At 69.7% G+C, this 21,672-nt stretch carries 20 protein-coding genes and 1 tRNA gene; 6 read left to right on the plus strand and 15 right to left on the minus strand.

Annotated features, from left to right (window positions below; all coding sequences use genetic code 11):
* Window positions 1-523: 523 nt before the first annotated feature.
* Window positions 524-1,975 (minus strand): zinc-dependent metalloprotease, encoded by a 1,452-nt coding sequence (locus AVW09_RS06775; protein WP_063257332.1) that lies wholly within the window; start codon window positions 1,973-1,975, stop codon window positions 524-526.
* A gap of 125 nt (window positions 1,976-2,100) precedes the next feature.
* Between AVW09_RS06775 and AVW09_RS06780 the strand changes: the two genes are divergently transcribed.
* Both AVW09_RS06780 and AVW09_RS06785 read left to right on the plus strand, forming a co-directional pair.
* Window positions 2,101-3,240 carry a YlbL family protein gene (locus AVW09_RS06780; RefSeq protein ID WP_063257333.1) on the plus strand — a complete coding sequence of 380 codons (1,140 nt, stop codon included), beginning with the start codon at window positions 2,101-2,103 and terminating at the stop codon, window positions 3,238-3,240.
* Between the two features lie 55 nt (window positions 3,241-3,295).
* The gene (locus AVW09_RS06785; protein ID WP_063257334.1) at window positions 3,296-6,238 is read left to right on the plus strand and encodes a UPF0182 family membrane protein; all 2,943 of its coding nucleotides are present in this window, start codon (window positions 3,296-3,298) and stop codon (window positions 6,236-6,238) included.
* Between the two features lie 426 nt (window positions 6,239-6,664).
* On the opposite strand, the gene AVW09_RS06790 is transcribed toward AVW09_RS06785, so the two are convergent.
* From AVW09_RS06790 to idi, 7 genes are read right to left on the minus strand one after another with little or no spacing between them, the layout of a single operon-like run.
* A complete protein-coding gene (locus tag AVW09_RS06790; RefSeq protein WP_022878903.1) occupies window positions 6,665-7,555 on the minus strand; it encodes a prenyltransferase in 891 nt (296 codons plus the stop codon).
* Complete coding sequence (locus AVW09_RS06795; RefSeq protein WP_063257335.1) at window positions 7,552-7,860, minus strand: lycopene cyclase domain-containing protein; 309 nt, start codon at window positions 7,858-7,860, stop codon at window positions 7,552-7,554. Before AVW09_RS06795 ends, AVW09_RS06790 begins: the two co-directional genes overlap by 4 nt.
* Window positions 7,857-8,216: a lycopene cyclase domain-containing protein gene (locus tag AVW09_RS06800; protein ID WP_063257336.1), complete on the minus strand. Its 360-nt coding sequence runs from the start codon at window positions 8,214-8,216 to the stop codon at window positions 7,857-7,859. Before AVW09_RS06800 ends, AVW09_RS06795 begins: the two co-directional genes overlap by 4 nt.
* Before the next feature lies 1 nt (window position 8,217).
* Complete coding sequence (gene crtI / locus AVW09_RS06805) at window positions 8,218-9,774, minus strand: phytoene desaturase family protein (RefSeq protein WP_063257337.1); 1,557 nt, start codon at window positions 9,772-9,774, stop codon at window positions 8,218-8,220.
* Window positions 9,771-10,628 carry a phytoene/squalene synthase family protein gene (locus tag AVW09_RS06810; protein WP_063257338.1) on the minus strand — a complete coding sequence of 286 codons (858 nt, stop codon included), beginning with the start codon at window positions 10,626-10,628 and terminating at the stop codon, window positions 9,771-9,773. Before AVW09_RS06810 ends, crtI begins: the two co-directional genes overlap by 4 nt.
* Window positions 10,625-11,692: a polyprenyl synthetase family protein gene (locus AVW09_RS06815; RefSeq protein ID WP_063257339.1), complete on the minus strand. Its 1,068-nt coding sequence runs from the start codon at window positions 11,690-11,692 to the stop codon at window positions 10,625-10,627. The genes AVW09_RS06810 and AVW09_RS06815 overlap by 4 nt, the downstream gene beginning before the upstream one ends.
* Window positions 11,689-12,240, minus strand: a complete 552-nt coding sequence (gene idi, locus AVW09_RS06820) for an isopentenyl-diphosphate Delta-isomerase (RefSeq protein ID WP_063257340.1) — start codon at window positions 12,238-12,240, stop codon at window positions 11,689-11,691. The genes AVW09_RS06815 and idi overlap by 4 nt, the downstream gene beginning before the upstream one ends.
* Before the next feature lie 72 nt (window positions 12,241-12,312).
* Here idi and AVW09_RS06825 point away from each other — a divergent pair, with 72 nt between their 5' ends.
* Window positions 12,313-12,783, plus strand: coding sequence for a MarR family winged helix-turn-helix transcriptional regulator (locus AVW09_RS06825; RefSeq protein WP_063257727.1), 471 nt, complete (start codon window positions 12,313-12,315; stop codon window positions 12,781-12,783).
* On the opposite strand, the gene AVW09_RS06830 is transcribed toward AVW09_RS06825, so the two are convergent.
* The 6 genes from AVW09_RS06830 to AVW09_RS06855 all read right to left on the minus strand — a co-directional run bounded on the left by AVW09_RS06830 (window position 12,767) and on the right by AVW09_RS06855 (window position 17,103).
* Entirely contained in the window at window positions 12,767-13,423 is a 657-nt protein-coding gene (locus AVW09_RS06830) for a formylglycine-generating enzyme family protein (protein WP_063257341.1), read from the minus strand. The two genes, AVW09_RS06825 and AVW09_RS06830, sit on opposite strands and share 17 nt — an antisense overlap.
* A 231-nt stretch (window positions 13,424-13,654) precedes the next feature.
* Window positions 13,655-14,170, minus strand: a complete 516-nt coding sequence (locus tag AVW09_RS06835) for a hypothetical protein (protein ID WP_156495986.1) — start codon at window positions 14,168-14,170, stop codon at window positions 13,655-13,657.
* A gap of 49 nt (window positions 14,171-14,219) precedes the next feature.
* Window positions 14,220-14,729 (minus strand): hypothetical protein, encoded by a 510-nt coding sequence (locus tag AVW09_RS06840; protein WP_063257343.1) that lies wholly within the window; start codon window positions 14,727-14,729, stop codon window positions 14,220-14,222.
* Window positions 14,726-16,522, minus strand: a complete 1,797-nt coding sequence (locus AVW09_RS06845) for a hypothetical protein (protein ID WP_063257344.1) — start codon at window positions 16,520-16,522, stop codon at window positions 14,726-14,728. The genes AVW09_RS06840 and AVW09_RS06845 overlap by 4 nt, the downstream gene beginning before the upstream one ends.
* Window positions 16,519-16,881: a DUF6507 family protein gene (locus tag AVW09_RS06850; RefSeq protein ID WP_063257345.1), complete on the minus strand. Its 363-nt coding sequence runs from the start codon at window positions 16,879-16,881 to the stop codon at window positions 16,519-16,521. The genes AVW09_RS06845 and AVW09_RS06850 overlap by 4 nt, the downstream gene beginning before the upstream one ends.
* 148 nt (window positions 16,882-17,029) lie before the next feature.
* Window positions 17,030-17,103, minus strand: a tRNA-Met gene (locus AVW09_RS06855).
* An 84-nt stretch (window positions 17,104-17,187) separates the two neighbouring features.
* Between AVW09_RS06855 and AVW09_RS06860 the strand changes: the two genes are divergently transcribed.
* Window positions 17,188-17,715, plus strand: coding sequence for a DUF6328 family protein (locus AVW09_RS06860; RefSeq protein ID WP_063257346.1), 528 nt, complete (start codon window positions 17,188-17,190; stop codon window positions 17,713-17,715).
* Entirely contained in the window at window positions 17,712-18,518 is an 807-nt protein-coding gene (locus AVW09_RS06865; protein WP_063257347.1) for a carbon-nitrogen hydrolase family protein, read from the plus strand. Before AVW09_RS06860 ends, AVW09_RS06865 begins: the two co-directional genes overlap by 4 nt.
* Before the next feature lie 9 nt (window positions 18,519-18,527).
* Here AVW09_RS06865 and AVW09_RS06870 read toward each other — a convergent pair whose 3' ends face one another.
* Complete coding sequence (locus AVW09_RS06870) at window positions 18,528-19,733, minus strand: aminotransferase class I/II-fold pyridoxal phosphate-dependent enzyme (protein ID WP_063257348.1); 1,206 nt, start codon at window positions 19,731-19,733, stop codon at window positions 18,528-18,530.
* Window positions 19,734-19,930: 197 nt separating this feature from the next.
* On the opposite strand from AVW09_RS06870, the gene AVW09_RS06875 reads away from it, so the two are divergent.
* Window positions 19,931-21,610 (plus strand): S1C family serine protease, encoded by a 1,680-nt coding sequence (locus AVW09_RS06875; RefSeq protein ID WP_063257349.1) that lies wholly within the window; start codon window positions 19,931-19,933, stop codon window positions 21,608-21,610.
* Window positions 21,611-21,672: the final 62 nt, after the last annotated feature.

Consider the following 21,672-nt stretch of genomic DNA (forward strand, 5'->3'; position numbering starts at 1 on the left):
GCGCCGCGAGAGCTCGACCGTGCGGCGCGGGTCCACGCGATGCGCGGCCAGCACCACGACCCGCGCGCCATCCGGTACCGGGTGGGTCGCCGGTCCCGCCCAATCGATGCGAGGCGTCCGAGCGGGGAACGCCGCGAGGACCGCCCGGACGGTGCGGGCCGGAAGATCGTCGGCGACCTGAACGGCGAGCGGGGCCGTTCGTCGGCGCCGGGCGAGCGCGGGGGAGACGGCGGCCAGCAGGTCCTCGGCGTCGAGATCGTCGCCGCCGTGCAGGCGCACCACGGCGCGAAGGGCGACGCGCGAGGTCCCGGCCTCGAGCGCCGTCAACGCGGCGTCCGTCCACGGGAATCGGTGGAGCAGGTGGCCGCGGGCCGGGGCGCCGAATTGCACGGTGCCGTCGTGGCGCCAGAGCGGGGGAGCGGAGGGATCGAGTCGGAGCATGCCCCGATGATGGCGGCCCTCAAGGGCCTCTCCGCGGTTGTCCCCAGGGCGCTTCGTGAGAAAGCGCCCTGGGGAGGAGGGCTCAGACCGGCCGCTGGTCGCCCGGCGTGGGGTCGTCGTCTTGGTCGCGACCGGTATCGCCGGCCGCGTCGCGACCGTAACCCCCGGCCGCGTCGTCGCCGTCGCGGTCGAAACCATCGACGAGTCCCGCGGTCTCCTCGGCGATCAGCTGAGCGAGCGCATCGTCCATGGCATCCGCGGGAGTCGCCTCGCCGCGCGAGGCGGCCGTGAGCCGGGCGATCAGCCCGGCGGGGTCGTCGATGTCGTCCGCCGACGGCATGAGATCGGGGTAGTCCCACATCGCGTCGCGTCCGGCGACACCCACGGCATCCGTGACCGCGCGCCACATCGCCGCCGCTTCGCGCATGCGCCGGGGGCGCAGTTCGAGGCCCACGAGCGAGCCCAGCGCCTGCTCCGCGGGTCCGCCGACGGCGCGGCGACGGCGCACGGCCTCCGCGATGCGCGCGGCCGAGGGGAGCCGCGAGGTCGCGTCCTCGGTGACCACGTCGACCCAGCCCTCGATCGTGGCGAGGAGGTTCTCGAGGCGGGTCAGCGCCGCCGTCTGCTCCTCCGACCGCTGCGGCAGCAGGGCGCCGCTCTCCAGCGCGCCGCGGAGTTCGTCGGGCTGCGACGGGTCGAAGCGCGACGCGAGTTCCTCCAGCGCATCGGTGTCGACGCGGATGCCGTGCGCGAACTCCCGCACCTGCGAGATCACGTGCAGCCGCAGCCACTTGGCGTGGCGGAAGAGGCGGGCGTGGGCGAGTTCGCGGGTGGCCAGGTACAGCGCCAACTGGTCTTCGGGAATCTCCAGGTCGCGACCGAAGTCCGCGAAGTTCTGCGGCAGGATCGCGGCGTCGCCGTCCGGCATGACCGGGATGCCGACATCCCCGCCGCCCACGACCTCGGTCGACAGGCGTCCCACGACATGCCCGAGCTGCGTGGCGAACAGGGAACCGCCGACGGTCCGCATCAGGCGGCCGGCGCCGGCGATGAGGTCCTGCATGTCCTCCGGCGCCTGCTGCCCGAGCGCTTCGGTGAGGGCGTCCGCGATGCTCGTGGCGACGGGTTCGGCGAGCTCCTGCCACACGGGGAGCGTCGCGCTGACCCACGCGCCGCGCGTGACGGCCTTGGGCGGGCGGGGCAGGTCGGAGATCGTGGTCGACTCGCCCAGCCACAGCGCGGCCAGCGCGAAGGCCTGGTCGAGGTCGGTGCGCTGACCCGTGGACACGCCGAGGCCGTCCTGGTTCGCGATGTGCAGCGCCTGCCGCTCGGCGAGGCTCCAGTCGATGCCGTCCTGCGCACCGGAGAAGGCGCCCTGCAGCTGGCTCATCACGGCCTGCATCATGGCCGGGTCGATCTGCATGCCCGACAGACGCGACAACTGTTCGGGATCGAGGCCGGACGTGTCGCCGGACATCAGGCGCCGCATGAGCTCCTGGAACTCCTCCTCGGGGCTCCGGTCGTCGTCTGCCACTTCAGCCGCCTTTCAGCCGGGTCTGGGGGAACGGGATCTACGCTAGTCGCACGTTTCCTCGCTCTCCTCGGCTCGGCCCTTCGCCGCTTACGCCGCGCGCGAACGACCCGGCAAAGGTAGGACCCGTGACCCTGTTCGACGAGAACGCCTCCGTCGTGCCCGCACCCCGCCGCCGCTGGAGCCGCTCCACGGTTCTCGGTGCGTGGTCGCTGGTCGTGGCCGCGCTCATCCTCTTCGTCTTCACGTTCCTCCCGTCGTCGTACGTCATCCAGCAGCCCGGTCCGGTCCTCAACACCCTGGGCACGTCTCCGGATGCCGACGGCAACGAGGTTCCGCTGATCACCGTGCCGGACGAGCAGGACTCGACATCGCAGGGTCAGCTGGATCTGCTGACCGTACAGATCAACGGGAATCGCGAGCGCACACCCAGCTGGATCGAGTTGGCGCAGGCGTGGTTCGACCCGTCGCGGGCCGTGGTGCCGCTGGATCGCATCTTCCCCGCCGGCCAGTCCACCGAGCAGCGCAACAACGAGAACGCGGCGATGATGACCGACTCGCAGCTCGAGGCGTCCGCGGCCGCGCTGCGCCAACTCGGGTACACGGTGCCGCAGGACGTCGTGGTCGGCACGGTCGCCGACGACGGCGCCTCCTCCGGCGTGCTGCAGGTCGGCGACGTGATCACGTCCGTCGACGGCGCCGGCGTCGCGAGCGTCGATGACGTGCGTGCCGCCGTCCAGACGGCAGCGGGGTCCCCGCTGACCCTGGGCATCGAGCGCGACGGCTCGGCCAGCTCGGTGTCGGTGACACCGCGTCTCACCGACGTGAACGGACAGCAGCAGTGGCTCCTGGGGGTCGGTCTGACCCTCAGCTTCGACCTGCCCGTCGACGTGAAGATCCAGATCAACAACGTCGGCGGCCCGAGCGCCGGCATGATGTTCGCGCTCGGCATCATCGACAAGATGTCTCCCGGCGACCTGACCGGCGGCCAGCACATCGCCGGCACCGGCACCATCGACGCCGACGGCAACGTCGGCGGGATCGGTGGCATCCGTCAGAAGCTCTACGGGGCGCGCGACGCCGGCGCGACCTGGTTCCTCGCCCCGCAGTCGAACTGCAACGAGGTGGTCGGGCACGTGCCCAGTGGCATCCGGGTGTTCGCCGTGTCCAAGCTCCAGGATTCGCTGACCGTTCTGCAGACGATCCGCGACGGTGGTGACCTCGACGCCCTCCCGTCGTGCGACGGGACCCCCGCCGCCACATCCTGAGGGGATCGTCAGTATGCACGGCTTACCCTCAGAGGCCGACACCTAGGATGGACGCGTGACCACGACCTCAGCGCCGAACCAGGCCACGCCCCCGAACCGTTCACGACGGATCATCTCGATCACGCTGGCGGTCATCGCCGCCCTGGTCGTCGCGTTCTTCGTCTTCGCGAACCTCTACGCCGACTGGATGTGGTTCTCGCAGCTGGGATTCACCGAGGTGTTGACCACCCAGTGGATCGCGCGCACGGTGATGTTCGTCGTGGGCTTCCTCGCCATGGCGGTGCCGGTGTGGGGCGTCATCCAGCTCGCCTACCGCCTGCGTCCCGTCTACGCGCGGTTGAGTTCGCAGCTCGACCGCTACCAGGAGGTGGTCGAGCCCCTGCGGCGTCTGGCGATGTGGGGCATCCCGATCTTCTTCGGCTTCTTCGCCGGCTTCGCCGCCTCCGCGCAGTGGGAGACGACGTGGCTGTGGTTCAACGGCGTGTCGACCTCGACGACCGACCCGCAGTTCGGCCTCGACACCGGGTTCTACCTGTTCGGGCTGCCGTTCTACACGAGCGTCCTCGGGTTCGCCTCCGCCGTCGTGCTCGTCTGCCTGCTGCTCACCGCCGTCGTGTCCTACCTCTACGGGTCGGTGCGCGTGGGGCAGCGCGAGCTGCGCATCTCCAAGGCCGCGCGCATCCAGCTCGCCATCCTCGCCGGTCTGTACTTGCTCCTGCAGGGCGGGAGCCTGTGGCTCGACCGCTTCACGACGCTCATCAACCAGGAGGACCGGATCACCGGTCCCGGGTATGTCGGGGTCAACGCAGTCATCCCGGGCCAGACGATCCTCGCGATCGCGGCGGTCATCGTCGCCCTCGCCTTCTTCGTCACCGCCTTCATCGGCCGCTGGCGCTACCCGCTGATCGCGACGGCGCTGCTCGTCGTCTCGGCGATCGTCGTGGGCGCGGCCATCCCGTGGGCGGTCAACACCTTCCAGGTGCGTCCGAACCAGCTCGCGCTCGAGAGCCAGTTCTATCAGCGCAACATCGACAGCACGAAGGCCGCGTACGGCATCGACAACGTCGAGAAGGAGAACTTCGAGGCCACGACGACGGCGGAGGCCGGCCAGCTGCGGAACGACGCGGCATCCACCGCGCAGCTGCGCATCATGGACCCGGCGATCATCAGCCCGACCGTCCGGCAGCTCGAGCAGTACCGCGCGTACTACCAGTTCGGTAACCCGCTCGACGTCGACCGGTACGAGATCAACGGCCAGAGCCAGGACACGGTCGTCGCCCTGCGCGAGCTCAACGTGGGCCAGCTGGGGGATGCCGCGACCTGGCAGAACTCCACGCTCGTGTACACGCACGGGTACGGCATGGTGGCCGCGGCCGGCAACGAGCGCACCGACGACGGTGACCCGGTGTTCCTCGAGCAGGCCATCCCCGGAACCGGGTTCCTCACCGATCTCAACTACGAGCCGCGCATCTACTTCGGGGAGCAGTCGCCGCAGTACTCGATCGTCGGTGGCCCCGAGGGCGGGGAGGACATCGAGCTCGACTACCCGATCGGTGCGGACGGCGGCAGCGAAACGCGCACGACCTTCCGCGGCAACGGCGGCCCGAGCGTCGGCAACGTGTTCAACCGCCTCATCTACGCGCTGAAGTTCCAGTCCGAGCAGATCCTCTTCTCCGACTACGTCAACCAGGACTCGCAGATCCTGTACGACCGCAACCCCAAGGAGCGCGTCCAGAAGGTCGCGCCGTACCTGACGCTCGACGGCGACCCGTACCCGACCGTGGTCGACGGACGCATCAAGTGGGTCATCGACGGCTACACCACCAGCGCGAACTACCCGTACTCGTCGAGCGTGTCGTTGTCGCGCGCGATCAACGACTCGAACACGCCGTCGCCGAACTACTCGATCGACAACATCAACTACATCCGCAACTCGGTGAAGGCGACCGTGGATGCCTACGACGGCAGCGTCACCCTCTACGCCTGGGACGACCAGGACCCGATCCTGCAGGCCTGGCAGAAGATCTACCCGTCGAGCCTCCACCCGTGGAGCGACATGTCGGCCGACCTCATGAGCCACGTGCGGTACCCGACCGACCTCATGAAGGTGCAGCGTTCGATGCTCGGCGTCTACCACGTCGACGACGCGCGCTCGTTCTTCCAGCAGGACAACCGGTGGACGACGCCGAACGACCCGCAGAACCCCGCGGAGCTTCAGCCGCCGTACTACCTGACGATGAAGATGCCCGGGCAGGATGCCCCGACGTACTCGATGTTCACGAGCTTCATCCCGGCATCCCAGGGCGGGCAAGCACGCAACGTGCTCACCGGCTATCTGGCCGTCGATTCGAACGCCGGCAATCAGAAGGGGACCAAGAGTCCCGACTACGGACGATTGCGCATGCTCGTGATCGACGCGGCGACGACCGTGCCCGGACCGGGTCAGGTGCAGAACACCTTCGACTCCGACACGAACGTCTCGTCGCAGATCAACCTCCTGCGGCAGGGCCAGTCGCAGGTGCTGAACGGCAACCTGCTGACCCTCCCCGTCGGTGGCGGTCTGCTGTACGTGCAGCCGGTGTTCGTGCAGTCCGCCGGTGGAACGCAGCTGCCGCAGCTGCGACGCGTGCTCGTCGCGTTCGGTAACAAGATCGCGTTCGAGAACACCCTGAGCGAGGCGCTCGACAGCCTCTTCGGCGGTGACTCGGGAGCTGCCACGGGCGACGAGACGGTGACGCCCACCGACCAGACCGGTCAGGGCGGCGGCACATCGACGACGCCCACCGCGCCCTCGGGCGACTACGCGGCGGCCCTGGCCGAGGCGCAGTCGGCCCTGGCCGCGAAGCAGGCCGCCCTCACGGCGGGCAACCTCGCGGAGTTCGCGACCCAGGACGCCCGCCTCAACGCCGCGGTGCAGCGCCTCCTCGATCTGGAGGCGCAGGGGGCCGGCGGCGGGTCGACCGCGACCCCCGCGCCGACCCCGAGTCCGTCGGGCTGATCCTCAGCAAAGAGACGCCGGTACCCCTCGGGGTGCCGGCGTCTCTTTTTCTCCAGGGTTGTGGCCGCAGGCGTCCCCGACCCGCGTTTCGGTGTCCAGAACACGCGGACGGCGCGCGCCGGCATCCGCGTGTCTTGGACACTCAGGATGCCGCGCGGCCTGGGCTGCGCGGCGGCACAGGTTTCAGTGTCCAGAACACGCGGACGGTGCCGGCTGGCATCCGCGTGTCTTGGACACTCAGGATGCCGCGCGGCCTGGGCTGCGCGGCCGCACAGGTTTCAGTGTCCAGAACACCCGGACGGTGCCGGCTGGCATCCGCGTGTTCTGGACACTCAACGGAGCAGCCGACGCCGGGGATCCGCCGCGGCCGGACCCGCGCACACACCGTGGCCCCACCCGCCGAGCCCACCCGCCCGGCCCCACGGGTCACGCGCTCAGGAACCACCACCAGATCAGCAGCAGCGTCGTGCCGAAGCCGGCGATCTGGTTCAGCCACAGGAAGCGGTTCCAACCGGCGGTGGCGGTGTCGGAGGTGGCATCCGTCACGTTCCGGTACGGCCAGCAGACCACCAGGTACGGGATCACGAGCAGCGCCGCCAGGGGCCCCGGCCACGCGGTGAAGAGCATGACGACGCCGGCGAGGGCGTACGCGACGAGCGCGAACCGCACGGTCCACCGGGCTCCACGGGCGGTGGCGATCGACGAGATGTCGGCGGCGCGGTCGGCTTCGACGTCCTGCACGGCGCCGAAGGCGTGAGACGCGATGCCCCACAGCGCGAAGGCGACGAGCACGGCGACGAGCTGCCACGTCCACGTCGCCCCGGCCAGCACGAGTCCGTAGACCGCGGGGGAGAAGAAGTGGATGCTGCTCGTGACCGAGTCGGCGAACGGCCGCTCCTTCAGCCGTAGCGGGGGAGCGGAGTAGAACACGACGAAGAACAGGCTGAGGGCCAATACGAGCCACGACAGCGGCGATCCGACGATCACGAGGAACACGACGAACGGCAGGCACGACAGCGCCGACGCCCACAGCGTGATCGGGTGCATGCGCTTCGCGAGTACCGCGCCGTGCGTGCCGCCCTTGCGAGGGTTCCGGAGGTCCGACTCGTAGTCGAACACGTCGTTCACGCCGTACATCGTGAGGTTGTACGGGACGAGGAAGAACAGGATGCCGACGATCCACACGACATCGATCTGACGCGTGGTCAGGAGGTAAGCGGCCGCGAACGGGAACGCCGTGTTGATCCAGCTCACGGGCCGCGACGAGACGAACAGCTCGCGCAGCACGCGGCCCGGGGTCAGGGCGGGGGTGGTCATGCGGGTTCCCTCCGGGCGGAGACGAGCGTGAAGAGCGCGGGCACGAGGAAGGCCGCGCAGACCGGGTAGGCGAAGTCCTCGAGGGGAGCGAGGCCGATGCGGATGCCACTGAGGTGCTGCGGCGGGTACGAGAAGAGGCCGACCGCGATCATGATGTTGTCGAACACCGCGGTGAGGACGACCAGGACGAGCGCCGCGAGCGCGGAGGCGCGCATCCGACGGCCGAACGCCGGGCGGCGGACGCTGAGGAACGTCACGACGGCGGTGATCAGCACGAACGGCAGCACGATCATCGGGTACGTCACGAGGCGGACTCCTCGACCTGCGCGGGCGCCCGGGTCGCGGCATCCCGCTTCGTCCGGATCCGCTCGAAGATCGTCCAGAACACGATCGCGAGGTAGCTGAGGAAGAGGAGGAAGAAGACCTCTTCGAGCGGGAGATGGGGTGCGACGTCGATCCCGACGAACAGCGGACTGTCGCCCTTCACGAAGATCCCGGACAGGATGCCGACGGCATCCCACGCGAGGAAGAACAGCGTGCCGAGCACCACCGCGAGCGCCGTCCGCCCGGGCGCGGTCCGTAAGGCGAGTCCGACCTTGAGGTCGATCGCGATCATGCCGGCGAGGGAGAACAGGATCGCACCCAGGTAGATCCCGGGCACGTCAGACCGCCGCGCGAGCCGGCTCGTTCAGGGGCCCGGCCGTGCGATCACCCGCCATGCGCTTGACGACGAGCTCGGCCGAGATCAGGCACATCGGCAGACCGATGCCGGGGAGCACCGACGTACCGGCGTAGTAGAGGTTCGAGACCTTCCGCGACCGGTTCTTCGGACGGAAGATCGCGCTCTGCCCGAGCGTGTGCGCGAGGCCGAGGGAGTTGCCGTGCCACGCGTGCAGGTCGGTGGCGAAGTCCTCGGGGGCGATGGTCTTGCGCACGACGATGCGCTCGGCGAAGTCCGGGATGCCGGCCCACTCGCCGATCTGCGCGATCACGCGGTCGGCCGCGGCCTCGATGCGCGGGTCGCCGGCACCGTCGACGCCGCCGCGCCCGCTGACCGGGTCGGCGGGGACGGGGACGAGGACGAAGAGGTTCTCGTATCCCTCGGGGGCGACCGAGTCGTCCGACGCGCTCGGGCGGCAGACGTAGATCGACGCGGGGTCGGGGATGCGCTTGTTCTCGCCGAAGATCGCGTCGAAGTTGGTGTGCCAATCGTCGGTGAACAGCAGCGTGTGGTGGGTGAGCTGCGGCAGCTCTCCCTTGACGCCGAGGAGGAGCAGCAGCGCTCCGGGGCTCGGCACGCGGTCCTTCCACCACTTCTCGGGATACTGCCGGTCACCGTCCTCCAGGAGCTGCGTCTCCGTGTGGTGCAGGTCGGCGCCCGAGACCACGGCATCCGCCGGCACGACCCGACCGTCGGCCAGCCGCACGCCGCGCGCGATCCCGTCGTCGGTGATGATGGCCTCGACGGGAGCACCCGTCTCGATCCGGACGCCGCGCTCGCGGGCCAGCCGCTCGATGGCCGCGATGATCTCGGTGAATCCGCCGCGAGGGTACAGCACGCCGTCGCCGAGGTCGAGGTGACTCATGAGGTGGTACAGGCTCGGCACCTCGAACGGGGAGCCGCCCAGGAACACCGACGGATACGCGAGGATCTGCTGCAGCCGCGGGTTCGAGAAGTCGCGCGTGACCCGCTTCCACAGCGTCTGCGTGAGGAGCGGGATGAGCGTGGGGAGACGCTTCACGAGCGCGGGGTCGCGCAGGCCCTGCGTCGAGGAGTAGGTGTCGTACAGGAACTTCGACGTGGACAGCTCGTAGGCGTCCTTCGCGGAGTCGAGGTACGCCTCGACCTTGTCGCCCGAGCCCGGCTCGTGCTGCTCGAACAGCGCCCGCACGGCCTCGCGCCCCGAGACGACGTCGATGGGCGCGCCCTTTCCGGGAGGACCGTAGACGCGATACGCCGGGTCGAGGCGCACGAGATCGAGCTGCTCGGCGGCGCTGGTGCCGAGCAGACGGAAGAAGTGGTCGAACACCTCGGGCATGAGGTACCAGCTCGGGCCGGTGTCGAACCGGAACCCGTCGCTCTCCCACGATCCCGCGCGACCGCCGAGCTGGTCACGCCCCTCGAACAGCTGCACGTCGTGTCCCTGGTCGGCCAGGAGCGCGGCCGTGCCGAGCCCGGCGATGCCTCCTCCGACGACGACGATGCGGTGGGAGGTCATGCGTGGGCCCCTTTCGGTGGGCGTCCGAGGAAAGCGCGAGCGGCGAGGGTGGCTTTGACGCCGTCCGGGACACGGACGCGTGGCGCGCCCGCGGGAGAGCGGCGGAGGCGGCGTGACAGCTCGGCGAAGAGGTCGTGCGCCGCGGTGACCGCGCGGCGGCAGTCGGGCGGCAGGAACGGCACCGTCGCGGCGGCGGCGGCGAGGTCGGCGTCGATGCGATCGAGGACAGCGGTGCGCCGCTCGTCGTCGGCGGCGCCGTCGAGATAGTCGCGACCGAGGCGCTCGGCGTCGTCGTCGAGGTCGCGCAGGAAATTCACGTCCTGGAACGCGGCGCCGAGGCGCCGCGCTCCGTCGACGAGGTCGGGGGCGGGGCGGGCCGGGGCCGACATCCCCGCGTTCAGGAAGACCTGGAGGCACATGAGCCCCACGACCTCGGCCGAGCCGTAGACGTAGGCGTCGTGCGACGCGTCGTCGTGCGCGGTCGTGTCGAGGTCGGTCCGCATGGAAGCGAAGAACGGGGCGATGAGGTCGTCGCCGATACCGCACTCCCGCGCGGTGCGCGCGAAGGCGTGGACGACGAGGTTGGCACTGAAGCCCGAGGCGATGGCATCCCGAACCTCGTTCTCGAGCGCGTCGAGCGTCGCACGTTCTTCAGCGGGGGAGAGTCCGGCGTCGTGCGCGGGTCCGTCGACGATCTCGTCGGCCACCCGCACGAGCGCGTAGATGTTGCGCACGTGCGGCCTCGGCCGAGGACCGAGCAGACGCGCGGCGAGTCCGAACGAGGTCGAGTACCGGTGGATCACCGCGGCGGCGGCGTCGTCGGCCGTGCGCGAATAGAGCTCCAGACCGGTCACGGCACCCGTCCTTGTACGGCGTCGACGAGGTCGTACAGCATCGCCTTGCAGTCGCCGGGGAGAGTGGATGCCGAAACGATCGCGCGCGCTTCGTCGAGGGTGTCGCGCACGAGGTCTTCCAGGCGCGCCCGGGCTCCGGACTCGCTCAGCGCGCGCTGCGCCGCCCGGATCGCCACCGGACCGGTGTGGGCGAGCGCCAGCGCTTCGCTGACCTCGGGCCACGACTCGGTCTCGCGAGCGAGCACGATCAGGTGGGTCTTCTTCGCCTCGCGGAGGTCGCAGCCCTCGTCCTTGCCCGACTGCTCGGCGGAGCCGAACGCGCCGATGAGGTCGTCGACGAGCTGGTAGGCGAGGCCGAGGCGCTGTCCGAAGCGCTCGAGCGCGGCGCGCACGGGGCCGTCCGCGCCCGCGAGGACCGCCCCGGCCTCGAGCGGTGCGGAGAAGGAGTAGACCGCGGTCTTGTCGTGCGTCGTGCGGAGAATCGTCTCCGCATCGACCTCTTCAGCGGACACGGCGTTCTCCACGTCGGCGAGTTCCCCCGCGGCCGAGATCAGCACGGCGTCTTCGACCAGGCGCAGCAGGTCGCTCCGCACGCCCGTCGGGAGGTCGGCGAGGGCGACCAGCCGACTCGCCTCGTGCAGCAGCAGGTCACCCGCGAGGATGCCGGCCGCGTCTCCGAGGAGGGCTGCGCCCGTGGCATCCGCGCCCCGTTCGAGACCGCGGGTGCGGAATTCCCCGGCGACGTTGGCGACACCGCGACGTTCGAGGTCGTGATCGATGACGTCGTCGTGCACGACGAAGGCGGTGTGCAGCAACTCGAAGGCCGCCGCCACCTGGTAGAGCGCCGGCCGCTGAGCGTCATCGCCCCGCAGCGTGTCGAACGCAGCGACCACGAGCAGCGGGCGGAACCGCTTCCCGCCCTCCGCGGATCGGGCGATGGCGGATGCCAGGGCCCGAGCGCCGTCGCCGTGGGCGCGCAGGCGCCGGCCGAGGCGGGCCAGGACGGCGTCGATCTCGGCGTCGATTTCGGCGCGGGCGGTCGGTGTGGTGGAGAGAGCGATCATGAGGCCGCCCGGATGGCCGCGGGTGGGGAGAACAGATGAAGCTGCTGCGCCTGGAGCACGAGCCACGGGCTGAACGCCCACGGCGTCGCCTCGAGGGAGGCGGCGAGCTCCGCGGGGTCGACCCAGCGCGCTTCGGCGACCTCGGCCGGGTTCAGGCGCGGTTCCTCATCGGTGCGCGCCACGTAGACGGGGCAGATCTCGTGCTCGACGATGCCGCTGGCATCCACCGCCCGATACCGGAAGAGCGGGAGGGCGAGTTCGACGTTGCGGATGGTGAGGCCGACCTCGAACGCCGCCCGGCGGTGGACCGCCTGCAGGACCGGTTCGGCGGGACCGGGGTGGCCGCAAAACGAATTCGTCCAGACCCCGGGCCACGTCTTCTTGTCCAGTGCGCGGCGCGTCACGAGCACCTGCCCGTCCGCGTTCACCACGTGGCAGGAGAATGCCAGGTGGAGCGCCGTATCGGTGCCGTGGACACTCGCCTTCGGGGCGGTGCCGATCTCGTTGCCCCAGTCGTCCAGGAGCACGACGTACTCGGTCTCGCTCATCGTGCCTCCAGTTTGCTAGTTTAGCTAGCGATGTGAGCCGACTATACCCAGAGCGCAACGGAGGTGTCCACCGTGTCCATCGTCGACGAGTTTCGTGCTAATCGGCCCGGCGTGGTGCGGGCGCTGGAGTCGGTCCGCGCGCTCAGCGACGCCCTCGACCGCATGAACAGCGAGATGAAGGGCGACATGGACATGAACGCGAGCGACCTCGCGACGCTGCGCATGCTGATCATCCGTGAGCAGCGCGGGATCATGGTCAGCCCCCACGATGTCGCCTCTCACCTGCGGATTTCCACCGCGTCGACGACCAAGCTGCTCGACCGTCTGGAGACCTCCGGGCACCTGGTGCGTCGACCGCACCCTTCGGACGGACGGGCGCGTGTGGTCGTGCTGACCCCGAAATCTCGCGCCGAGTTCTTCCGCCATTTCGGGGAGCACCTGACCGCCATGGTTGCGGTCGCCGAGAAATTCAGCGATCAGCAATTGCGCACGATCGCCGCGTTCGTCGATGGCGTGAGCGACGCCATCAGCGCGACCGATTGAGTGCACCGCGCGCGACACGGAGCCCCACGTCGTCGAAGGCCGAGCGCGGATTCGCGCCGCGACGGGCCGAGGCGCGCACGATCGCCCGCGCGTCGCTCCAGCTCCCGCCCCGAAATGCGCGGGCGTCGCTCGTGTCGGGGGCGAAGAGGTCCCAGCACCACTCCGAAACGTTGCCGAGCATGTCGAACAGCCCGTGCAGGTTGGGCAGCCTCCCGCCGACCTCCGCGGGTCCGCGAAGCCCGTCCTCGGCCGTCCACGCGATCTCCGCGATCGGCCCGTACGTCGAGCCGGTCGCTCCGGCCCGGCAGGCGTACTCCCACTCGTCCTCGGTCGGAAGCCGGAAGCCGTCGGCCTCGCTGTCCCAGTCGACGACCTCGCCGTCGTAGGAGTACACGGGGTCGCGCCCCTCCCACTCGCTGAGCGCATTGCAGAACCGCACGGCCCGCAGCCAGCTCACCTGCACCGCCGGGCGCCGTGGGTTCTGCGCGGTGATCCCGAGGATCTCGGCCATCTGCTCCTCGGTGACGGGGTAGACGCCGAGGTCGAACGCCTCCACCGTGATCTCGCGGCGGTCCGCGCCGCGCTGGTCACCGCGCAGAACGGTTCCGGCCGGGATCCGCGTCATCTCCACGTCGCTCATCGCGGCTCCGGCGACGTGGCATTCGCCTGTGCGGACCCGGGAGAGAGGGTCGTGCGCGGCCGGCCGTCGTTCAGCGGCGGTGGTGCGACCTCGACGGGCGAGGGTTCGCGCGGGTGCACGCGTCCGTCGGCCAGGGGGAGTGGGGGCATGGGTCCAGTGAATCGTTCGCAGTGGATCGCTGCAGCCGGGTTGACGGGAATTCGTCCGAACGACAGGAGGCTTTCGTGTCCGTCAGTAGTGGTCGCCCGGCCACATTCCTTCGGGAAGCACGAAGCAGGGGGAGAACGACAGAATTTCGACGCCTGTCCTGTCGACATTCTCGTTCACGAGATAGCCCGCACCGTACTCACCGATAACGTGCACGCCGGGCTGCCCGTCCGGGAACGGTTCCGACCTGGCGGTGAAGCCTGGACGGTCGGCATACGTCGAGACGATCTCATCGACGAGGGCGTCGGGATCGATCGCCGCCGGCGTACGGTAGGCGATCTTCGTCTGACCAGTCCACTGGTAGGCGCGCTCCCCACTGCACGACATGAGGACGCCGGTCTGGCGTTGATCGATGGATGCCACGACCTCGGCAGGCACAAACTTGGCCAGGTCCGTTTCCATTCGCATGGCGGTCGCCTTCGCGTCCTGAAGGGTGAGTGACGTATCAACGGCGCTCGCCCTCTTCATCGCGCCACATCCGCTGAGGGCGGTAACGAGCGAACAGAGGACGGCGAGAGTGAGGACGGTCGATCGCTTCACCGAGTTCCCCCTGATCCGTTGCGTCCAGATCGATTCCCTCGACTCGCGCTCAATACGGCTTACTCGGCGATACGTCGTCGGGGAGCACGAAGCACGGCGAGAATGACAGGATCTGTACGAATGTCTTGTCGACAGACAGGGCCACCAGGTAACCCTCACCGTTCTCGCCGATCACATGCGCTCTCGGCTGCCCGTCCGTTGTCATGTCCGTTTCTGTCCTGTAAGACTTGCTGCCGTCATAAGCAGCGGCGATCTTGCTGGTAACGGCATCGCCGTCGTAGGTCGTACCGGGTTCGAGGATCACCTTCGTCTGCCCCGACCACAGGTAGTCGCCCTCCTTGCTGCAGGACATGAGCGCACCGGTGGGATTCTGGGCGATCGATGCCACCTGGTCAGGAGGAACGAAGCCAGCCAGGGTGGTCTCCATCTCCTGAGCAATGGTCTTGGCCTGGTCGATGGTGACATTCTCTTCCACGGTGGCGTCTCCTTGCATCGTGCTGCAGCCGGTCATGAGTAGCAGCAGCCCGGTGATAGCGATCGTTCCTGCGCGCAATCTCATCTTTGGATCTCTCGAAGAATGTCGAAAAGGGTGGTCTGGTTGTCTGGATTGTCGCTCGCGATGAGGTTGTGATTATCGATCGGCGTCGTCGTGAGAGGGAGCTTCGGTGGCGGTTCCGGCGAGATCACGATGGCGCCGGCTGTAGTCCCATTTGGGAGATAGATCGAGAAGTCGCCTTCGCGACCGTAGAGGTGCGAATCGAACGCGGGGTCTCGCGTCGGGATGTGTCCGTCCCACACCGTGCCGGTTCCTTGCACGATGGAGAGCGCGTCCGTGTATGCCCAGTGGAAGTACTCGGTGTCGGGACTCGACGTCCACCCGGATGGCATCCCTGCGCCGGAAAGAGAGTGCACCTGACGGTACTGAGCGCCGGCAACTTCCGACGACGTGATGCCGGCGAGGCCCCACGAATGACCCATACCGTCCTGTTGCGCAGCCTTCGCCTCAGGCGACGACAGGAGGAGTTCGTGCTGGAAGTCGGCGATGAGTCGGCCCTTTTCGACGGCGACGTTCTCGTCGTTGGCTTCGAAGATCCGGGACAGGTCCGTTCCTCCGTTTGCGACGTCCTCGCCCGGAAACAGGCCTTCCTTCCAGACGAACGTGACGACGCGCGAATCTTGGATGTTGAGCCATCGACCGACCTGCTGTACCTGATCACCGTAGAAGCTGTGCACGCTCGTGAACGTGCCGGGCACGTAGGTGATCACGTCCGACGTGTTCTCGTCGAGGGTTCCGATCATCTCTATGATGCTCTGGGATTCCGGCTCGTACAGGTAGAGCTGGACATCACCGTCGGCCGCACGCTGCAGGTAGTCCAGCTGGCGCTCCAGTCGACCGATGACGTCCTTCCACGCGAGGAGATCCGGTCCGCCGTGTGCGCGGGACATCTCCTGCATTCGCCGGATCTCGGCCTCGACGCTCGGTAGCCGGTTCTTCGCGTTGACGGCGTTGGCGGCGACGCGGCTCGCCGGCGGAACGCCGCCGAGCGAACCCACGATGACGGACGCGCCGAGCACCAACGCGTCGAGAGCCCCGGGATTCGAGGCGGCGAGTTGCGTCCACCAGGCGTTGACCGCCGTGGCATCCGGGGGAGTCGTCTCGAACAGTCGGCGCCAGTCGTCGTGCGCGGCGAGAAGAGCGCGGGCGTCCTCCGGGCTCCCCGCGCTGAGCTTCGCGAGGATCGCCAACCCCACGCCGTTCGCCGCGGCGTCGTACTCGGCGACCCACCCGGTGAGCGCAGGTGCGCTGCCGCCCGCGTCTTCGGCGGAGGGGACGACGATGTCAGCCCGACCGATGGATGCCAGATCGCTGCGCGCCTCGTCGATGGCGGTGTCGCGAAGGGTGCGCAACGAGAGGCACTCGCTGATCAATTCCTGATTGCGCAGGAACTGTCCCGGGCCCCACGTGTCGTCGGAGCTTCCGAGTCCCATGTCGTCGGAGGACGCGCGGAAACCGCGCACGGCCTCACGGAAACTCTCGACCTCGGCGCGGAGCGAGGTCTCCTGAGCGTGGGCCAGGGCGAGCTGATCGGCGAGCTGGGCCATGATCGAGGAGATGCGCCGCGTGGCCTCGGCGAAGTCTTCGGCGGCCTGCGGCACGACGGTCATGCGGGAGAGGAGTTCCGCGGCTTCGGGCGCGTCGTAGCTGCCGGTCAGGGAGTTCCAGGTCGTCGCGATCCGCTCGGAGGAATCGGCGACGGCATCCGCGTGGTTCCGGAGAGACTCCGCGGCCGAAGACAGCGCCGACGGATCGATCTCCACCGTCGGGATGTCGGAGAGGGAGACGAGCGTCATTGCACCAGCGCCCCTCGCCGACCGGTGCCGGGTGTGAGGGGGAGCGTCACCGACGCGTCGGCGCCTGATGTCGTGGATGCCATCTCGTCGTCGGCCTGCACATACGCGAGAGCCACACGACCGGCCGCCGTCACAACGGCCCCGCCGTGCTGCACCGCACCGGGTCCGGTTCGCCGCCGCTCTTCCGTCGCGCCGTTGAGTGCGGACGCGAGATCGCCCTCGCTCGCGACCAGGCCCGTGATCCCGTCGAGGTCGGTGAGAGCACCGCTCACCGCCTGCCCCATCGACTCGAGCGCCGTCGCAACGGTATCGGTGGTCGAGAGAAAACCCGCCACATCGATCGAATACTGCCCACCCATGCGTTCCATCGTAAGCAGACGCCGGATTCCGTCGCCGGGGCTTGCGTGGCCTGTGGATGGTTCGTCGGGGTAGCGGCATTCCGTCTATCAGGCTGCGCCAGGGAAAGGCGAAGGCCCCGGATTCTTGCGAATCCGGGGCCTTCATTTGTTGCGGGGACAGGATTTGAACCTGCGACCTCTGGGTTATGAGCCCAGCGAGCTACCGAGCTGCTCCACCCCGCGGCACAAGAGATAAACCTAGCACGGGTTTCGGTGCGTGTCGAATCGGCGTTGCTTCCGACCCTCGCGACGCGACAGGATGCGGGGATGCTGACCCCCACCGACGACCCCCGAGACGACCTCCGGGACGGGCGCCCCGAGAGCGCCGCGCAGCGGGCGGACCGCAACTGGGCCGATGTGCTGCAGGAACTGCGGGTGCTGCAGACCGGCACGCAGATCCTCACCGGATTCCTGCTCGCACTGGCGTTCCAGCCGGCGTTCGCCGACCTCACCGGCCCCCAGCGCACCGGCTACCTCGTCCTGGTCGGTCTGTCGGCGCTCACCGCGATCCTCGCGCTCGCCCCGGTCGCCCTGCACCGGGCGGTGTTCCACCGCGGCGTGAAGCCCGTCGTCGTCCGCTTCGGTCACCGCGCGCTGATCGCGGCACTCACGGCGGTCGCGGTGCTGCTGACCGGCGTCGTGGCGTTCGTGTTCGACGTCGTGATCGGTCTCGAAGCCGCCGTCATCGCCGTGGTCGTTCTCGCGGTCGTCATCCTCGTACTGTGGGTGGTGGGCCCGGCCGTTCTCCGTCGGGTCAGCGGCGACGGCCGGACCGGAGAGAAGAGGCGCGGATGACACACGACAGCGTGGGTGTGGGCGTGGCGCAGTTCGCCCCGTCCGCCGCGAAGCAGGCCAACCTGGATGCCATCACCGACCTCGCTCGGACGGCTGCGGCCCGTGGGGCTCGGGTCATCGTGTTCCCGGAGTACTCCAGCTACTTCGTCGACCCGTTCGACACGTCGCTCGCCGAGAACGCCGAAGACCTCGACGGTCCCTTCACGATCGCGCTCCAGGGGCTGGCCGCCGAACTCGACGTCGTCGTGGTCGCGGGCCTGCTCGAGCGGGCCGACGATGGGCGGCGCGTCCGCAACACGGTCGTGGCCGTCGGGGGAGCCGGCATCCGGGCCGTGTATCGCAAGCTGCACCTGTACGACGCGTTCGGGCAGCGCGAGTCGGACTGGGTGGCGCCCGGCGAGATCGCCCCGCCCGAGACGTTCGAGGTCGACGGCCTGCGGTTCGGTCTCATGACCTGCTACGACCTGCGCTTCCCCGAGGTCTCGCGCACCCTTGCGGACGCGGCTGTCGACGTCGCCCTGGTGCCCGCGGAATGGGTGCGCGGACCGCTCAAGGAGCACCACTGGACGACCCTGTTGACGGCGCGCGCGATCGAGAACACGTTCTTCGTCGCGGGCGCCGATCACCCGCCGCCCCTCGGCGTCGGGCACTCGATGGTCGTCGACCCCCAGGGCGTCGCGCTCGCAACGATCGGCACGGCGACGGACGTCGCGGTGGCGCACATCGACACGGGCGCGATCGCACGGGTGCGGCGGGTGAACCCCGCGCTCGAGCTGCGACGCTTCCGCGTCACGCCGCGCTGAACCCGCGGCTCAGGCCTCGGCGAGGCGGGAGAGTCGCTCCACGGCGTCGGTCAGCACCTCGACCCGCTTGCACGCCGCGAAGCGCACGAGCGTGGCGTAGTCGCCGCGGTGCGCGGGGGAGGCGAAGGCGGTGAGCGGGATGCCGACGACCCCGGCGCGCAGCGGCAGCTCACGACAGAACGCGTCGGCGTCGGTGGCGCCGAGCGGGGCGGCATCCACGACCGTGAAATACGACCCGCCCGGGCTGCTGACGTCGAACCCCGCGGAACGGAGCCCGGTGCCGAGCAGTTCGGCCTTGGCCTTCATCTCGGCGGCGACCGAGGCGAAGAACGGGTCGGGGAGCCGGAGGCCCGTGGCGATCGCCGGCTGGAACGGCGAGCCGCCGACGTAGGTGAGGAACTGCTTCACGGCGAGGACCGCCGAGACCAGTTCGGCCGGGCCGGTCACCCAGCCCGTCTTCCACCCCGTGAGCGAGAACGTCTTGCCCGCCGACGAGATCGACACCGTGCGCCCGGCGGCGCCCGGGAGGGTCGCGATCGGCACGTGCGGGCCGTCGAACACGAGGTGCTCGTACACCTCGTCGGTGACGATGATCGCGTCGTGCCGGTGCGCGAGCCGCACGACCTCGTCGAGCACCTCCCGCGTGAACACCGAACCGGTCGGGTTGTGCGGGTCGTTGACGAGGATTACGCGCGTCCGGTCGGAGACGGCGGATGCCAAGACCTCGAGGTCGGGTTGGAAGTCGGGCCAGCGCAGGGGCACCGGGACCAGCCGCGCCCCCGCGAGCGCGACGCAGGCGGCGTAGGAGTCGTAGTACGGCTCGAACACCACGACCTCGTCATCGGGGCCGTCGATGAGGGCGAGGAGCGTCGCGGCCAGCGCCTCCGTCGCGCCGACGGTCACCAGCACCTCGCGTGCGGGATCGAGCTCGATCCCGTAGAACCGCCGCTGGTGCTCGGCGATCGCCTGGAGGAGATCGGGGAAACCACGACCAGGGGCGTACTGGTTCACGCCGTCGGCGATGGCGCGTCGGGCGGCGTCCAGGACGGCCTCGGGACCGTCCTCGTCCGGGAAGCCCTGCCCGAGGTTGAGCGCGCCCGTGGAGGCGGCGAGCGCGGTCATCTCGGCGAAGATCGTGGGGACCGACGTGCCGTCGGGGGCGATGAGTCCCGCGCCGAGGGCGGTGCGGCGCCACGCGCCGGGGAGGTCGTGCATGAGGGATGCCTTCGGGAGGACGGGGCGCGACGCGCCGGGCCGAAACCCTCCCACCGTAGCGGAGCCGGGCCGCGGAGAGTCCGACGATGACCTCGCGGGACGTTCCTCCGACACTGATAGAGGTGGCTCATCCGCGTCATAGGAAGCCCACAGCATCCGGGGTCATGGTTGATCTCGCCAGGAAAGAGGAGCATCCCATGAGCGACACCACGGACGACCGTCCCGAGGGTACCGAGCCCCGCCCCACCTCCGACGCGGCCGCGCAGGGCGCGGTCCCCACGTCGCCCGAGACCACCACGCCCGCCGCCGCACCGGCCGCGGACTCCACGCCGGCGGTGCCGCCGGTGCCGACCCGCTCGCCCGCCGACGCCGCCGCGGCGTGGCCGCCGCCCGCCGCCCCGCGGTCGCAGGGTGCCGCAGAGGCCAGTGCCCCGCAGGCCCCCGCCGCCGCGCAGGGCACCACGCCCGCGCCCCCGCAGCCCGCCGCGCCGCACTACGGCACGCCGCAGCACCCGGCCCCGCCCGCCCAGGGATACGCCTCGGCTCCGAGCGGCGCCTCCGCCCCGACGGGGCAGGCGTTCGGCCCGGCGGCCGGCGGCACGTACGGCACCCACCCGACGCTGACCCTCCCCGAGTCCGAGGCCACGAAGCCGCGGAAGAAGGGCTCGGGAACCAAGATCGCCGCCCTGCTCGTCGCGGCCGCGCTCGTCGGTGGCGGCGCGGGCCTCGGCGGAACCTACGCGGGTCTCGCCCTGTGGGGCGGTTCGACCGGTGCGACCGCCTCGGGCCCGACGGCGATCACGGTCAACGACCCGGGCAACGTCAATGCCACGGCAGCCGTCGCGGCGAAGGTCGTCCCCAGCGTCGTCACCATCAGCGCGAGCGCCGGGTCCTCCGGTGGCACGGGCTCCGGCGTGATCCTGAGCGCCGACGGCTACGTCCTCACGAACACGCACGTGGTCACCCTCGACGGGCAGACCGGCGACGCGTCGCTGTCCGTCACGACCTCCGACGGCCGCGTGTACAAGGCGAAGGTCGTCGGAACCGACCCGACCTACGACCTCGCGGTCATCAAGCTCGAGAACGCCTCGGGCCTCACGCCCATCGAGTGGGCGGACTCGTCGAAGCTCAACGTCGGTGACCCCACCGTCGCGATCGGCGCGCCTCTCGGCCTCCCGAACACCGTGACCACGGGCATCGTCAGCGCGCTCAACCGCTCGATCGAGGTCGCCTCGTCGGCCGCGCCGAGCGACGGCTCCGACTCGAGCCAGGGCGGAGGCAGCCAGGGCCGCCAGCAGGGCGGCCAGAGCCCGTTCTTCTTCGACTTCGGTCAGGGCCAGCAGGGCTCAGGCCAGGCGACCCAGACGATCAAGATCGCCGTCATCCAGACGGACGCCGCCATCAACCCGGGCAACTCCGGTGGCGCACTGGTCGACGACGAGGGCAAGGTCATCGGCATCAACGTCGCCATCGCCAGCGCCGGTGGCTCGTCGTCGGGCGGCCAGTCGGGCAACATCGGCGTCGGCTTCTCGATCCCCTCCGACATCGCCCAGCGGGTGTCGAAGGAGATCATCGACAACGGAAGCGCCTCGCACGGACTGCTGGGCGCCAGCGTCCAGGATGCCGCCTCCGTCCAGGGCTCGACCACGACCGGCGCCTACGTCGCCGACGTGATCTCCGGGGGAGCGGCGCAGGCCGGCGGACTGCAGAAGGGTGACGTCATCACCGAGTTCAACGGCATCCCCGTCACGAACTCCGTGGACCTGACCGCTCAGGTGCGCGCGCTCGCCGCGGGCTCGCAGGCGAAGGTGACCTACCTGCGCGGCGGCAAGCAGAACACCGCCGAGGTGACGCTGGGGTCGATGGCCCAGAGCTGACCTCCCCACGAAACGATGCCGCCCCGCGAAATGTTCGCGGGGCGGCATCGTTTCGGTCGTGC

Source organism: Microbacterium sp. T32 (assembly GCF_001619615.1).
Lineage (GTDB): Bacteria > Actinomycetota > Actinomycetes > Actinomycetales > Microbacteriaceae > Microbacterium.